The organism is Salidesulfovibrio onnuriiensis (assembly GCF_008001235.1).
Taxonomy (GTDB): Bacteria; Desulfobacterota; Desulfovibrionia; order Desulfovibrionales; family Desulfovibrionaceae; genus Pseudodesulfovibrio; species Pseudodesulfovibrio onnuriiensis.
Map to the genome: position 1 here is coordinate 625,191 of NZ_CP040751.1, position 14,576 is coordinate 639,766.

Annotated in this window: 10 protein-coding genes; 2 read left to right on the forward strand and 8 right to left on the reverse strand. The window is 63.3% G+C overall.

Annotated features, from left to right (window positions below):
• Nucleotides 1–160: 160 nt before the first annotated feature.
• Complete coding sequence (locus FGL65_RS02885) at nt 161–2,722, forward strand: methyl-accepting chemotaxis protein (protein WP_147819567.1); 2,562 nt, start codon at nt 161–163, stop codon at nt 2,720–2,722.
• A gap of 54 nt (nt 2,723–2,776) precedes the next feature.
• Here FGL65_RS02885 and FGL65_RS02890 read toward each other — a convergent pair whose 3' ends face one another.
• The 5 genes from FGL65_RS02890 to FGL65_RS02910 all read right to left on the reverse strand — a co-directional run bounded on the left by FGL65_RS02890 (nt 2,777) and on the right by FGL65_RS02910 (nt 11,144).
• Nucleotides 2,777–3,859, reverse strand: coding sequence for a type 1 periplasmic-binding domain-containing protein (locus FGL65_RS02890; protein ID WP_147819568.1), 1,083 nt, complete (start codon nt 3,857–3,859; stop codon nt 2,777–2,779).
• Between the two features lie 52 nt (nt 3,860–3,911).
• On the reverse strand, nt 3,912–4,973 hold the full coding sequence (locus tag FGL65_RS02895; protein WP_147819569.1) for a GGDEF domain-containing protein: 1,062 nt from the start codon (nt 4,971–4,973) through the stop codon (nt 3,912–3,914).
• A gap of 167 nt (nt 4,974–5,140) precedes the next feature.
• Entirely contained in the window at nt 5,141–6,067 is a 927-nt protein-coding gene (locus FGL65_RS02900) for an HD-GYP domain-containing protein (RefSeq protein WP_348981299.1), read from the reverse strand.
• Between the two features lie 134 nt (nt 6,068–6,201).
• The gene (locus tag FGL65_RS02905) at nt 6,202–7,035 is read right to left on the reverse strand and encodes a glycosyltransferase family 2 protein (protein WP_147819570.1); all 834 of its coding nucleotides are present in this window, start codon (nt 7,033–7,035) and stop codon (nt 6,202–6,204) included.
• The gene (locus tag FGL65_RS02910; RefSeq protein WP_187170508.1) at nt 7,017–11,144 is read right to left on the reverse strand and encodes a PAS domain S-box protein; all 4,128 of its coding nucleotides are present in this window, start codon (nt 11,142–11,144) and stop codon (nt 7,017–7,019) included. Before FGL65_RS02910 ends, FGL65_RS02905 begins: the two co-directional genes overlap by 19 nt.
• A 221-nt stretch (nt 11,145–11,365) precedes the next feature.
• On the opposite strand from FGL65_RS02910, the gene FGL65_RS02915 reads away from it, so the two are divergent.
• Nucleotides 11,366–12,130, forward strand: a complete 765-nt coding sequence (locus FGL65_RS02915; protein WP_147819572.1) for a substrate-binding periplasmic protein — start codon at nt 11,366–11,368, stop codon at nt 12,128–12,130.
• A gap of 10 nt (nt 12,131–12,140) precedes the next feature.
• Here FGL65_RS02915 and FGL65_RS02920 read toward each other — a convergent pair whose 3' ends face one another.
• Genes FGL65_RS02920 through ercA form a run of 3 tightly spaced genes read right to left on the reverse strand, consistent with a single transcriptional unit; the run spans nt 12,141 to nt 14,567 of the window.
• Nucleotides 12,141–12,374 carry a sensor histidine kinase gene (locus FGL65_RS02920; protein WP_147819573.1) on the reverse strand — a complete coding sequence of 78 codons (234 nt, stop codon included), beginning with the start codon at nt 12,372–12,374 and terminating at the stop codon, nt 12,141–12,143.
• Nucleotides 12,371–13,417, reverse strand: coding sequence for a histidine kinase dimerization/phospho-acceptor domain-containing protein (locus FGL65_RS02925; RefSeq protein ID WP_147819574.1), 1,047 nt, complete (start codon nt 13,415–13,417; stop codon nt 12,371–12,373). Before FGL65_RS02925 ends, FGL65_RS02920 begins: the two co-directional genes overlap by 4 nt.
• Nucleotides 13,401–14,567 carry an alcohol dehydrogenase-like regulatory protein ErcA gene (gene ercA / locus FGL65_RS02930; RefSeq protein WP_147819575.1) on the reverse strand — a complete coding sequence of 389 codons (1,167 nt, stop codon included), beginning with the start codon at nt 14,565–14,567 and terminating at the stop codon, nt 13,401–13,403. Before ercA ends, FGL65_RS02925 begins: the two co-directional genes overlap by 17 nt.
• Nucleotides 14,568–14,576 lie beyond the last annotated feature (9 nt).

Genomic DNA, 14,576 nt, shown 5'->3' on the forward strand with positions numbered 1-14,576 from the left:
TATTTCGACACGAGAAAGTAGGCTTTCCGCCTGATTTTATTGCAAATCGTTGCGCAATCGTAACGCTGGGCCGGTTCTGTTCACCCGGAATCGGGGTATTGGCTCGCATGGTTCGGTATGTGGGACCGTTTGCTCATACGTAAGTTCATGCGGGGGAGAGATGAAGCTGAGTATTAAGATGATTCTGTTCTGCCTGATCATCGGCGTGATGCCGTTGTCCGGCATGGTGGGGTACAGCATTCGCACGGCCTCGGAAAGCCTGACTTCCGAAGCCTTTGCCAAAATGTCCGCCGCGGCCCAGGCCCGGCAGCAGGGGTTGGAGGACATTGTCCGTTCCTGGGAGCAGGACCTTAAGGTCTATTCCCGGACCAAGGGCGTCTACAGCGCCCTGGTGCGCCTGCGAGACATCATCTTCTACAACGGCAAGCCCGGGGAGCGCATGAATCCCGAGGACGAGGAATATGCTCACGCCCTCAAGCGGGTGGAGCGCGATTTCGAGGTCTTCGTGGACGTGCTCGGCTATGCCGACGCCCTGCTCATGGATGACACGGGCCGGGTGGTCTATACGGCCCGGCGCGGCCGAGACCTGGGCGTGGACCTTGCCCGGGGGCCCTTGGCGGGCAGCCGGCTGGCCCGGGCCTGGAAAGAGGCCCTGTCCGGCAAGGTCGTCTTTGTGGATTTCCATCCCTACGAGCCCCTGAACGGGGAACCGTGCGCCTTTGTGCTCGGCCCGGTGCGGCGCGTCACCGGCGAGATCGAGGGTGTGGCGGCCCTGCGTCTGTCCCTCGGCGAAATCAACCGGCACATGGTCTCGGGCGAGAACCTGGGCAAGACCGGCGAGGTTTTCCTGGTGGGGCCGGACCTGCTCATGCGCTCGGACTACGCCGCCGAACCGGACCGTTTTTCCGTGGCGGCCTCGTTCCGGTCCCCGGAAAAGGGAGCCATGGACATCGAGCCCGCGGCCCGGGCCTTGAAGGGGCAGCGCGGAACCCTGACCACCACGGATATCCGGGGCAATGAAGTGCTTGCCGCCTATGCGCCCATCGAGATTCTTGGCAGCCGCTGGGCCCTGGTGGCCCAGGTGGCCACCCAGGAGGCCTTTGCCGCGGTGCACAAGCTGGAAAACGCGGCCATGATCCTGCTGGGAGGGTCCGTGGTCTGCATTGTGTTCATCACCCTTGTCTTTCTGCGCTGGAGCCTGCTCAAGCCGCTGGGTTCGTTGCGCCGCTTTGCCCGCGCCGTTTCCGACGGCGACCTGGACGCCGAGGCGCAGGGGAGGTTCAGGGCGGAACTGGCCCAGGTCAAGGACGCCATCGTGGTCATGGTCCACACCCTGCGGGACAAGATGCGCGAGGCCGAGGAGGCCTCGGATCAGGCCCGGATCCGGGCGGAGGAGGCGGAAGCCGCCCTGACCGACGCCCGGCAGGCGAGGCAGGCCCGGCACGACGCGGACCAGGCCCAGCGGCGGGGCATGCTCCAGGCCGCCAAGATGTTACGGTACATCGTCAAGCACATGAACGAGGCCTCTACCCGGGTGAACCGCGAGTCCGAGAACATCCGCGAGAACGCCCTGTCCCAGCAGATGCGCGTGGAGCAGACCGTGGACGCCATCGAGGCCATGAGCGAGAATATCGCCAGCGTGGCCCAGAGCGCCACCCAGGCTTCTGAAGCGGCGGAGAGCGCCTCCATGCGGGCCCAGAACGGCTCCGAGGTCGTGGGGCGCACCGTGGACACCATCGGGCGCGTCAATGCCATTACCGAGTCCCTCAAGGCCGAAGTGGGCGATCTGGGCTGCAAGGCCGAGGGCATCGGCAAGATCATGGGCGTGATCTCGGACATAGCGGACCAGACCAACCTGCTGGCCCTGAACGCTGCCATCGAGGCGGCCCGCGCGGGCGAGGCCGGGCGCGGCTTCGCCGTGGTTGCCGACGAGGTCCGCAAGCTGGCCGAAAAGACCATGGACGCCACCCGCGAGGTGGGGCAGTCCATCGCCGCCATCCAGGAGGGCGTGCAGAAGAACATCCGGGGCATGGAGCGGGCGGCGGACGCCGTGGTGGACGCCAACCGGCTGGCCGGGGAATCCGGCCGGATGCTGGCCGAGATCTTGGAGCATTTCGAACTGACCTCCAACCAGATCACCGGCATTGCCGCTGCCAGCGAGCAGCAGTCGGTGGCCGGGCAGCAGATCAGCGAGGCCGTGGGCGAGGTGGACAAGGTGACCATGGGCACGGCCGAGGCCGTGAACCAGACCGGCCAGGCCATCGGCGTGCTGACCCGGCAGATCGAGGCCCTTTCCAAGCTTCACGGCCTGTTTCAGCTCCTGGGCGAAGGGGCCGTGCAGAGCGAGGTGGAGGAACTGGCCGCCGTGCCCGAGATCAGCGCCATGGCCCCCGGGCCGCTCAAGGAGGCCCTGGACCGCGTGGTGCGGGAAAAATCATTTCTGGAGCTTGTCTGGGTCACGGACGCCCGGGGGAGGATGGTCACGGACTTCGCCCAGGCCCCCAACGCGGTCTGCACCTTGGGATCGGAGCTGTGCGGTAAGGACTGGTCGGACCGGGAATGGTACCAGGAGCCGGTGCGCACCGGAGAGACCTTCGTGTCCAGCGTCTATTATTCGGAGGTGGTCAACGACTACTGCCTGACTATTTCCGCGCCCATCAAGGACGGGGCCGGCGCGGTCAAGGGCGTGTTTTCGGCGGATATCCGGCCCTCGGAATCCTGAGCGCCGGAGATTTCAGGCAACAGGCCCTTCCGCTGTTTTGCGGGAGGGCTTTTTTTAGCGGCGCATCCGCCGGAACACGGCCACGAGCAGCGCGCCCAGCACGAACAGGCCGAGGACCGCGCCCACATAGAGCAGAGCCCTTTCCAGGGCCGCCTGCATTGCCTCCACGTGTTCATAACCCGAGATCTTGGTTACGTCGGCGCCGGCGCGTTTCAGGGCGGTGATGTTGTAGGTCTCGCTGTTGGCAAGCACCCGGACCGGCAGTTTTTCCGGGTTCGCCCCGTCCCAGAGCTGCCGGAGCAGCAGGGCGGCCTCGCGGCCGTGGGTCTCGGGGGCGATCATGATCCCGCCGACAGCGCCGCCGCCGTAGTGGGCGCCGGTGAGCACGTAGACGGGCACCTTGGCGTGGTCCACCAGCTCGCGGGCAAGCGCATCCTCGCAGACCTGGCCGTCGTCCTTGTCGCGGGTGAAGGTCCCGAACAGGATCAGGCCGTCCCTGGGCATGAATTCGGCGATCTTGAGCAGCTCCTCCCGATCAATCCCCTGGTCGCGGCCCGCTTCCTGGCCGGGAATGATGAGATGGATGCGGTCCATGTGTTTCTGGAAGGCGGCTTCCGTCTGGGTGCGGATCTCCTTGCCGAGGGGGGTGGTGTCCACCACCAGGACAACGGTGCGGGCCTTGGGGTGCAGTTCGAGCATGCGCTCGAAGGTTTCGGCCGCGCTGTAAGCGGCGCGCACGCCCGGGATGGGGCGTTGCCCAGGCAGGCGATCCCGCCCCGGGACCGCGCAGAACACGGCGGGCACTCCGGGGAACAGCTCATCGCCATGCTTGCGAAACAGGGCCAGGGCCGCGTGGCCGTCGCAGATGACGCCGTCCGGGGTTCCGACCTTGAGCAGCAGACGCAGGTTGTCGAGCACGTCTTCCATGTGCTCCTCGCTGTCGTCCTGGTCCGCGCCCATCCACAGCCCGGTCATGACCCGGGTGGGGAAGATTTCGTCTATGCCCTCCTCCATGGACTCGGACCAGTGGTCGTTGTTCGAGCCGGAGTGGATCACCATGATGGATTTTGCCGAGGCCTCGGGCGCGGCCAGAAAAAGGGCCGCCAGCGCCAGAAAGAGAATTGCGGATCTGAACATTGTATTACGAAATGATTATTTTCGGTAATCTCTATGTGATTTTGGCAGGATGTCAAATGGTTCCGTTGCGGAGGATGCGCACCTGGTTGCGGCCGGACTGCTTGGCTTCGTACATGGCCTTGTCCGCTGCCTGGACCAGTTCGGCCGGGCCCCATTCGGGCCGGAGCATGGCCACGCCGATGCTCACCGTGAACTTGAGGGGCAGGTCGGAGAACTTGCCGTCTTCGCGCACCCGGAAGTCGTAGCGCTGCACGTCCTGGCGCATGGCCTCGGCGCTGATGAAGGCGCGCTCCTCGGTGAGGCCTTCGGCCATGACGATGATCTCCTCGCCCCCGTAGCGGGCCACAAAGCCCTGGAACTGGACGGCCTGGGACGAGATGATGCTGGCCAGGGCCTTGAGCACCTCGTCGCCCACCTGGTGGCCGAAGGTGTCGTTGACGCTCTTGAAGTGGTCCACGTCGATCATGAACGCGGTCAGGCTGGTTTCGGTTTCCCGGCTTCGGCGCACCGCCTTTGTCAGGGCGGCATCAAAGGCCCTGCGGTTGTAAAGCTCCGTGAGCAGGGGGTCGAAGGTGGCCGTGCGCTGCAGCTCGCTGGCCAGTTTTTCCCATTCCTGGGATTCCTCCTGGAATTCGCTGACCAGCTCCTTGAAGATGCCGCGCACCTTGGAAACGATGACCGAGCGGTCCTCGCTTTCCTTGATCACGCCCACGGTCCGGTCCTGGAAGTCCTCCAGCCGGACCTCCTGGTGCTTCCGGGTGCCCCGGATGGTCTCGATGAGCCCGCCCATTTCCGCGAGCAGGGCCGCGGCCGACCGCTTTTCCTCGGTCAGGGCCTGCTCCAGTTCCCGGGTGGCGATGTTGTTCATGATGAAGATGTCCAGGGTCTCGATGATCTGGGCGTATCGCTCGTCGCTGAGATCCTTGGTGGCCAGTTCCGCGAAGATGGCGCGCTGCATCTCCGCCTTGGCCGGGTCCGTGAATACCGTGAGGTCGCGCACCAGGTTGCGGGCGAAGAGCACCACGGCGATCCAGTCCAGTTCGGAACTGATGCCGAAGCTGCCCAGCACGGATTTGAGTTCGTCGAGGTTGGTGAGCGTTTTGCCTGAGTCCATGGTTTTCCCGTCTTTAAACATGTGTTTGATCCGTCGCCCTCAGGATTCTAGGTGTAGCGTATTTGTAACCCAAGGAACAGGAAACGGGCAAAGGAAATGAGAACAGGTCGAGCAGTATGGTGTGGAAAAAAATGTTCAGGCCGGGAAAGTGATTGGGGATCAGCCCGTTACAGCATGTCCGCGCCGCCCAGGACTGCCACGAAGCGCTTGAAGACCTCCATGTCCAGTTCCTCGTGCATCTCGCGGCGCATGAGGTTCAGGGCTTCATAGGGCAGCATGGCCTCGGCGTAGGGCCGGGCCGTGGTCAGGGCGTCATAGATGTCGGCCACGGCGATGGCGCGCACGGGCAGGGGAATGTCTTCGCCGGAAAGCCCTGCGGGGTAGCCGGAACCGTCGAGTTTCTCGTGGTGGAAGAGGATGCAGTTGATGCTGTTCTGGCTCAGCGGCAGCATGGAGCACATGGACACGCCGTGCAGGGGATGGCCCTTGACTATGGCGCGTTCGTCCTGGGTCAGGGGGCCGCGCTTGTTGAGGATGGACTTGGAGATGTTGGTCTTGCCCAGGTCGTGCAGCATGGCGCCCAGCCCGCATTCGAAGAGTTCCCTTTCCGGCAGCCCGTAGGTGTTGAGAATGGCCACCGTGAAGATGAACACGTGGATGCAGTGGGTATAGGTCTTGTAATCGTGGGAGATGAACGGGGCAATGGCCGACAGGGAATGGGCCTCGGCCAGGAAGCGGATGCTGCTTTCCACGATGGAGGAGACCCTGCGGAAGTAGCTTTCGTTCAGGGCCGAGGGCAGCTTGCTGCGGAAGACCTCCTCGACCACGCCGGAAGAGGCCTCGTAAAAGACGCTGGAGCGGTCTTCCAGGGGCAGGGCGTCGTTGACCAGAATACTGCCGAGGTTGTCCTCGAGGTATTTATCGAAATCGGGCTTTTCGTCGCTCTGGACGTACACTTCCTTGACGCCGTTGTTGTGCAGGATCTCCCTGTGGCGGCTCGTGAATCGCTGGCCCGAACGCGTGTAGAGGACGAAGTCGCCCCCCTGCCAGAGATACACGGAAAAACAGCCCAGAGCATCCGGAAACAGCATCATTGGGGATACTGGAAAGTACGAAACCGGGCGGGAAAGCCCCTTGGTTGGCTCCATGAATTTGCAATAGTACAATCGTGGGCCGAAGGCTAGAGCAAAACCATTTTTCGCGTAATTTTACGCGATTGTAAGGATTTCTAGTTGCCTATCTTGTTGGATTTGACTGTTTTCAACAGCTTTTCAACATCCTGGAGGGTGGGGATGATCCCCCTGGGGAAAGGCCAGGCCCAGGCTTCGCCCGCAAGCACGGCCCCGGCCCAGTGGCGGACTCCCGCGGGGAAAAATCCGGGGTTGTTGAGCACGATGGCCGCCTTGGCCGCCCCGTCCTCTTCCCGGGCCGAAAAGGAAAAGTTGTCGCCGTGCACCATGTGCGCATAGAGCAGGGCGTCCACCCGGCGCAGGCCGAAGCCGTTGCTCGCCGCCTGGATCCAGAAATCCCAATCCTCGTAGGCCGTGTTGGCCCGGTAGCCGTCCGAGGCCTCGAAGACCTCCCGCCGCATGAGTGCGGTGGGGGCCACGATGTTCTGGTTGCGCAGCAGTGCCGGGTCGTATTCGGGAAGCCGCACTTCCCTGGGGCCGTCCTTTTCCACCAGGGTGAAGTGGGTGTAGGCCAGGCCCGCGTCCTTGTCCGCCTCCAGGGCCGCGATGCAGGCGGCCAGCCAGCCCGGGGCGGGCAGGTCGTCCGGGTCCAGGCAGACCAGATAGCGCCCCTGTGCCGTTGCCAGGCCCTTGTTGCGCACCGTGCCGGGGTGGCCGTCGTGGGCTTCGGCCAGGGCCTGAAAGCGGAGGCAGGGCAGGGCCTCGAAATGATGCAGCAGGTCCAGGGAGTCGTCGGTGCTGCCGTCGTCCACCAGGATGATTTCGCAGACGTCCAGGCCCAGGGTCTGGTTCTGCAGGCTCAGGGCCAGCCGGGAAAAGAAGCGTCCGTAGTTGTGGTTGGGGATGACGATGCTCAGTCTGGGATCGGACATGCGGCTCTCGCAGTGGGGAACAGTTTGGCCAGCACGGCCTGCACTTCCTCGATTTCAATGGGTTTCGCGATGTAGTCGTCCATGCCCGCAGCCAGGAACTGCTCCCGGTTGCCGCGCATGGCGTGGGCGGTCATGGCCACGATGGGGATGTTGGGGTCCATGCCGCTGCCGGCCGGGGTGTTGCGGATGTTGCGGGTGGCTTCGACCCCGTCCATTCCCGGCATCTGCACGTCCATGAACACGGCGTCAAAGGAGCGTTTTCCCAGGAGATCCAGGGCCTCCTCCCCGTTGCGGGCGGTTTCGGCCACATGGCCGAGCTTGCCGAACATGCGGGCAGCGAACAGCCGGTTGATGCGGTTGTCCTCCACCACCAGGATGCGCAGGCCCAGGCAGGATGCGGCGGAGGAGAGGCCGGTTTCGTCCTTCTGGGGCAGGGGCTCCAGGTCGAAGGGAATGGAAAGATAGATGTTGGTGCCTTCCTCGATGGTGCTTTCAATGGCCGTGTTGCCGCCCAGCAGGCCGGTGAGGCGCTTGATGATGCCCAGTCCCAGCCCGGTTCCCTGGTGGCGGCGCATGTAGGAACCGTCCACCTGGGTGAAGGGCTCGAAGATGTGATCCAGCTTTTCCGCGGGTATGCCGATGCCCGTGTCCGAAAGGGTGAAGAGCAGGCGTACGCTGCGGTCCGTGCGCGTTTCGGGCAGGACACTCACCTCCACGGACACGGTGCCGTTTTCCGTGAACTTGATGGAGTTGCCGATGATGTTGAACAGGATCTGGCGCATGCGGCCCTTGCCGCCGATGAGCGGCGAGGGGATGTCCGGGGCCACCGAGCTGGAGAGCACGATGCCCTTGGCCGAGGCCTGGTCCCGGAAGGTCAGCAGCACGTCCTCGATGATGTTGTGCATGTCGAAACGTTCGCGGATGACCTCCAGCTTGCCGGCCTCGATCTTGGTGAAGTCCAGGATGTCGTTGATGATGGACAGCAGGCTCCGGCCCGAGGTCAGGGCGGTTTCCACGTAGTCGCGCTGCTCGTCGTCCAGCTTGGTGGTCTGGCAGAGCTGGAGCATGCCCAGCACGCCGTTGAGCGGGGTGCGGATTTCGTGGCTCATGTTGGCCAGGAACTCGCTCTTGGTCTGGTTGGCGGCCTCGGCCTGCTCCTTGGCCTCCTTGAGGGCCTGTTCGTTCATCTTGCGCTCAATGGCCAGGGCGGTCTGTTCGGAAACCGAGACCATGAGACTGATGTCCTTGGCCGAGTAATGGCGGGGGTTGGAATAGTGCTGCACGGCCATGACGCCGATGACGTCGCCCCGGACCTTGAGCGGCACCCCGAGCCAGATCTTGGAGGACGCGCCCAGGGTTTTGGCGTCCGGGCTCCCGAATCGCTCGAGGAACTCCTTGCGGGTCATGAATACGGGGCCGTCCTCGTCCGTGGGGTCCTCGGGCCGCAGATGCTCGGGGGCGGGCTTTTCAGTGATGAACAGGGGGCGGCCCGTGTGGATGACCTGGGCCGACATGCTGATCCGGTTGGGGGTCTGCAATCGGAAGGTGCCCCCCTGGTTGTCGTCGAATTCGTCCTCGAAATAGGTGAACTTCAGCTCGGTGTGGTCCTCGTTGAGCAGGGCGATGAAGAAGTTGTTGGCGTCGATATGCCTGTTGAGCGTGGTGTGGATGCGCCGGTACAGGTCGTCCAGGTCCGTGGTCAGGCTCACGGCGTTGGATATCTGGTAGAGCAGTTCGGCCACGGACTGGTTGTACCTGCGCTCGGTGATGTCGATGTAGGTCCAGATGACCCCCTGCTCCAGGTCGTCCGGATCCACGGGCTTTGCGTGCAGGCTGCACCAGAACGGCGTGCCGTCCGGCTTGCGGAACTGGTGCTCGATCATGAACTGGGAGCTTTCCCGGAGACTGTCCATGCAGGCGTTTCGCGATGCCCGGAACAGGTCGCTGTCCGAGAAGAAGAGGGACAGGTCCTTGCCCAGGGCCGCCTCGGGCGCGTATCCGAATATTTCCGCACCCCGGTCGTTGATGCGCACGATGCGCTGATGGCGGGTCATGGCGATGCCGATGACCGTGTTCTGGTACAGGGCCTCCATTTCGTCCAGGGTTTCCCGCAGCTTCTGCTCCGAGGCCTTGCGCTCGGTGATGTCGCGCACGATGGCCACGAACCCGGCCGGGGGGCCGCCCGGCCGTTTGGGCATGACCGAAAGGGAGATGTCGCTCTCGATGGTGTGGCCCGAGGCCGTGGGAAAGGTCCATTCCCCGACCCAGGAGCCGGTGCGCTCCAGGAAGGGCATGGAGGCCTGGAAAAAGTCCTCCTGCGCCTCCCGGCTCAGGCCCAGGGCCTGCAGATCTCTTCCCTTGGCCGAATCCGGGTCCAGGTTGAAGACCTCCATGGCCGCGGGGTTCAGGTCCGTGATGGCCATGTGCGGGTCAAAGAGCACTATGGGATCGATGGAGTTGCGGAAGATGGCCCGAAAGTGTTCCCGGCTTTCCACGATGCGGGCGTGGGCCAGTGCCTCCTCGGTGATGTTGCGGGAAACCACCACCGTGTGGGTGGTGACGCCCTGTTCGTTTTTGTAGGGGTAGAGCCGGATCTCGTAGTAGCGTTCCTCGCTGGAGAAGAAGTTGATCCAGGCCCGGTAGGAGACCTCCCGGCCGTTGGTGAAGCAGTCGTCCAAATGGCGCTTGATGGAGACCCGGAACTGGTGCGGCCCCCACATCTCCTCCACGGTCTTGCCCAGGATGTCCTCCACGGTGCCGCCGTGGGCCCGGACATAGGCCCTGTTGGCGGCCACATAGCGGTAGTCGGCGTCCACCAGGGTCATGTGGTCCTGGGTCGCGTTGGCGATGAACTCGAAGCGGCTCAGGCTGTCCACCAGGTGCTTGCGTTCGGTGATGTCGCTGTAGGAAACAAAGGAGGCCTTGCGCCCCTCGTACTCGATGAGCACCGCCGAAACCTGGGCCCAGAACGTGGCGCCGTCCTGGCGCCGCAGGTGGTATTCCACCCCCTTGAGCTCCCCGTTTTCCAGCAGGATCTTCCTGTTCTGGTCCCGGGCTGCGGAATCCACGAAAAAGTCGTCGGAGGAACATCCGACGGCCGCCTTGTTTTCCAGGCCGATGTTTTCCGCACAGGCCTGGTTCATGAACAGCACTTTCTGGTTTTCCAGGTCCAGGATGACCACGGGCAGGGGGGAGATGTCCAGCAGGTTGCGCAGCCAGTGCTCGCTCTCCCGGAGCTGCTCCTCGACCAGCTTGAGCCGGGTGATGTCGGTCATGGTCCCGATGATGCCCTCGGGTTCCGGGCCGGCGCCGAAGGTGGACTTGCGGATCAGGGCATGGGTCGTTTGGTTGTTGATGGGCAGCGGCAGCTCGTATTCCTGGGTTCCCGGCTCCTCCCACAGGGATTCGTCGCGCCCGGAGAAAACGTCCGCCAGTTCGGGGCCGAATACCTCCTGCACGGTGTGTCCGACGATCTTGTCCAGCGGCTTGCCCACAAAGTCCTCGAACCCCTTGTTGCAGGCCGTGTACTTGCCGTCCCGGCCCTTCATGAACACGTTGTTGGGCAGCACGTCGATGATGGTCTGGAGCCGCTCCAGCTGTTCCTGCAGGGCGGTTTCCGCCTTTTTGCGGTCCCGGATCTCCCGCTTGAGCTGCTTGTTGGCCGTGCTCAGCTCCCGGGCGCGTTGTTCCGCGGTGTCGCGCAGGGCCTCGTGGTCGCGCTTGCGTTCCTTGAGAAAGGCGGCTCGCTCCAGCCCCTTGGAAAGGGCGGACAGGATGTCCTCCTGGAAGTGGGCGCTCTTGACCACGTAGTCCCAGGCCCCGAGGCGCACAGCCTGGACCGCGTCCTCCAGGGACCCTTCGCCCGAAAAGACGATGAGGGCGGTTTCCGGGGATTGGCGGGAAACGATGTCGATGACCTGTATGCCGTCCATTTCGGGCATGCGCAGGTCCACGAGCACGGCGTCGGGCAGTTCCTTTTCGAAGAGATCCAGGCCGGGAAGGCCGTCATGGGCCACAAGGGTTTCATACCCCTTGTTCCGGAGCATCATCTGGACGAGGTCCGTATACCGTTCGTCGTCGTCTATGATGAGTATTTTTCCTGGCTGCATGGACCGTCCGCTTGGTTGCCTGTTCCTCTTGGTAGCAGAAACCGCGTTCTTTTTCATCGAAATCCTGCCGTCGCGACCGCAAATTGCCGCCAGTTTTGGATAGTTACCCAAACAGGGACCGCCGGACATGATAATTTGCTGAAATCATTCTAAGTGCCTTGTTTCGCTGGGGTCAACCATGTAAGTAGGGCAGAGTCGACAACCTGTTCCCCGGAGATCCCATGCGTACAAAACTGATTCTTGCCCTGCTGTTTGTCTTCCTGTGTTGCGGAGGGGCGCAGGCCGAAAAACTGAAGTTCGTGGCCGACAACAACTTTGCCCCCTATTCCATGTCCCAGGACGGCAAGGCCGCGGGAATCGACGTGGAGCTTTTCCAGGAGGCCGCCAGGCGCGCGGACATTGCATACGAGCTGGAGCTGATGCCTTGGGAACAGGTGGTGCAACGGGTCCGGACCGGAGCCTGCGACGGGGCCTTTTCCTTTTTCCGGACCCCGGAGCGCGAGGCCTACGCCGTGTTTGCGGAGGAGGCCGTGGTGCATTTCAGCGACTACGTCCTGTTCACGCGCAACGGGCATTCCTTTGAGTTTCGAACCTGGGACGACCTGGACGGCAAGCGTATCGGCGTGAACAAGGGGTTCCGCTTCAGCGAGGAATTCGACGACAACGTGGCCAAGGGCGACATCGTCCGGGTGGAGTTCGACAGCGAGGCCAAGAGCATCGCGGCCCTGCTCAAGGGCCAGGTGGACGCCTTCATCGGCCAGTTGGACACCACCTATTACCAGCTGGACCGCATGGGCATGGCCAGCACCGTCATCTACCTGCCCACCCTGGTCAAAAAGGATCGTCCCGCCTACATGGTGATATCGAAAAACGCGGACCTGCAGAACAAGGAACAGATTGCGCGGCGGCTGGGCATTGCCCTGCGCTCCATGTACCGCGATGGGACTTACAGCAAGATAGCCCGCCGGTATCTTTTGAGGTTCTAGCGGTCGGGTGCTATGCGCCCAGGATGGGGAGGGTGAAGGAAAAGGTGCTTCCCCTGCCGGGCTCGCTTTTCACCCAGATCCTGCCGCCATGGGCGGCGATGATGTGTCGGCAGATGGGCAGGCCCAGGCCGGTTCCCTTCTTTTGGTTCTGCTCCATTCCCGCCACCTGGGTGAACCTGTCGAAAACGGCCTTGTGCAGCACGGGGGGAATGCCGATGCCCGTATCCTCCACGCTGATGGTCACGTATGCCCCTCAACCTCGGTCCGGAAGGTGATGCTTCCTTCCCCGCAGAATTTTACGGCATTGGAGAGCAGGTTGAGAATGACCTGGATGAGACGGTCGTCATCTGCGGTTATCGCGGGGAGGTCCGGCTGGATTTCCTGCACGAATTCCGCCTCGGTGTCGTCGAACAGCCCCGCTGCGGCGGCCAGAGCCCGGTCCAGCAGGCGGTTCAGGTCCGTGACCCGCATGTGATATTCCATCCTGCCTGCCTCGTGCTTGGCCATGTCCAGCAGGTCGTTGACCATGGTCAGCAGCCTCTCGCCCTCGGCAATGATCACATCCGTGTTCCTGACGACCTGTTCCATGTCCCGGCGCACCTTCGGGGAGTCGGAGTGCACGGAGGGGTAGATGGAGTTCGTCAGCTTTTTCCGCATGATGCGAACGAATCCCAGCACCGAGGTCATGGGCGTGCGCAGCTCGTGGGAAATGAAGGACATGAAGTCGCTTTTGGCCTCGTTGGCCTGGTCCAGCTCCCGGGTGCGCTGCTTGACCCGCGTCTCCAGCTCCTCGTTGTAGCGCCGGATCTCGTCCTCGGCCTGCTTGCGTTCGGTGATGTCGCGGGCCACCACCACGGCCCGGTCGCCTCCGGGGTCCGTGGGGAACTGGATGGCGATCTCCACGGGCGTGGGAACGCGGCCCGTGCATTGGGGACAGTTGAAGGTGGTCTCCAGGGTTACGGTGGTGCGGTCCGTTCCCACCAGCGCGGCCACATCCTTTCGGATGTGCGGAGGCAGGATTTCCACGAACCGCCTGCCCAAAAGCCGGTGCCCGGGGCTTCCGGTCATGGCCTCGGCGGCCCCGGAAATGTCCATGATCTGGCCGTTCTCCATGTTGACGATGAAGATGGTGTCGTGGATGCGGTTGAGCAGGTCCCGGAATCCCTCCAGCTCGTTGAGCCGTTTCTGCAGTTCCGGATAATAGCTCTTGCTCATGGAGCGGTTGCCCAGCCCCATGAGCTTCTGGCGTTGTTCGAGGGCCTTTCGGTCGTTATCGCGCCTTCGCATAGATGGCCTCGATCTCTTCCCTGCTGGGCGACTTCGGGTTGGTGAGCATGCAGGGATCGTTGAGGGCGTGGCTTGCCAGCTGTTTCAGTTCGTCGGCGGTCACGCCCAGGTCCGCCAGGCTTCCCGTGACCCCCGTTTCCTTTTTCAGCGCCCGCACCGCCTGAAGCACGGCCTGCTTTTTTTCATCGTATGACATTTCGTCATTCAATTTGGCGTCTAATGCTCTTCCTATTTCGCAGTACCTGTCCTGGGCGGCGTCAAAGTTGTAGTCCATGACAAAATCCAACAGCAGGGCGTTGCACTGGCCGTGGGGGAGGTCCAGCCTGCCCCCCAGGCTGTGGGCCATGGCGTGCACCGCCCCGAGGATGGCGTTGGAAAAGGCCAGGCCCGCAAAGGTGCTGGCCAAGGACATGCCGGTGCGGGCGTCGATGTTCTGCGGTTCCCGGATGGCCGTGGGCAGGTGTTTCCGGACCAGCCGGATGGCCTCCAGGGCATGCAGGTCGGTCACCGGGGAGTTGGCGTTGGAAACATAGGCCTCGATGGCGTGGGTCAGGGCGTCCAGGCCCGTGTGGGCCGTGAGGTCCGGGGGCATGCTTGTGGTCGTTTCCGGGTCGATGAGGGCCACGTCCGGCACCATGGCCTTGCTGACGATGGCGATTTTCACCTGGCGCTTCGTGTCGGTGATGATGCAGAACTGGGAAATGTCGGCAGCCGAGCCCGAGGTGGTCGGGATGCAGATGAGCGGCGGGCCGGGGTTGGGCACGTTGTCCGCCCCCTCGAAGGAGAGCACGTGCTGCCCGTTGGTGACCACGATGCCGATGGCCTTGGCGCAGTCCATGGGGCTGCCGCCTCCCACGGCCACGATGGCGTCGCACTTTTTTTCCTCGAAGAGTCGCGCACCGGCCATGGCCTCGTGGTCGCGCGGGTTGGGGGTGGTGTCCGTGTAGACTTCATACCCGATGCCGGCATCTTCCAGGCTTTGCATGACCCGGCCGGGCCAGGCCTGCCCCATGAGGGAGGCGTCCGATACCAGCAACACCTTTCGCACGCCCAGGTTTGCCGCATACTGTCCGGCCAGCGTGCTGCTGCCGGGGCCGAAGACGAATTCCGGGGCCACGAATTTTCTCAGGCGGGAAAGATCTGCGCTCATGGGTGCTCC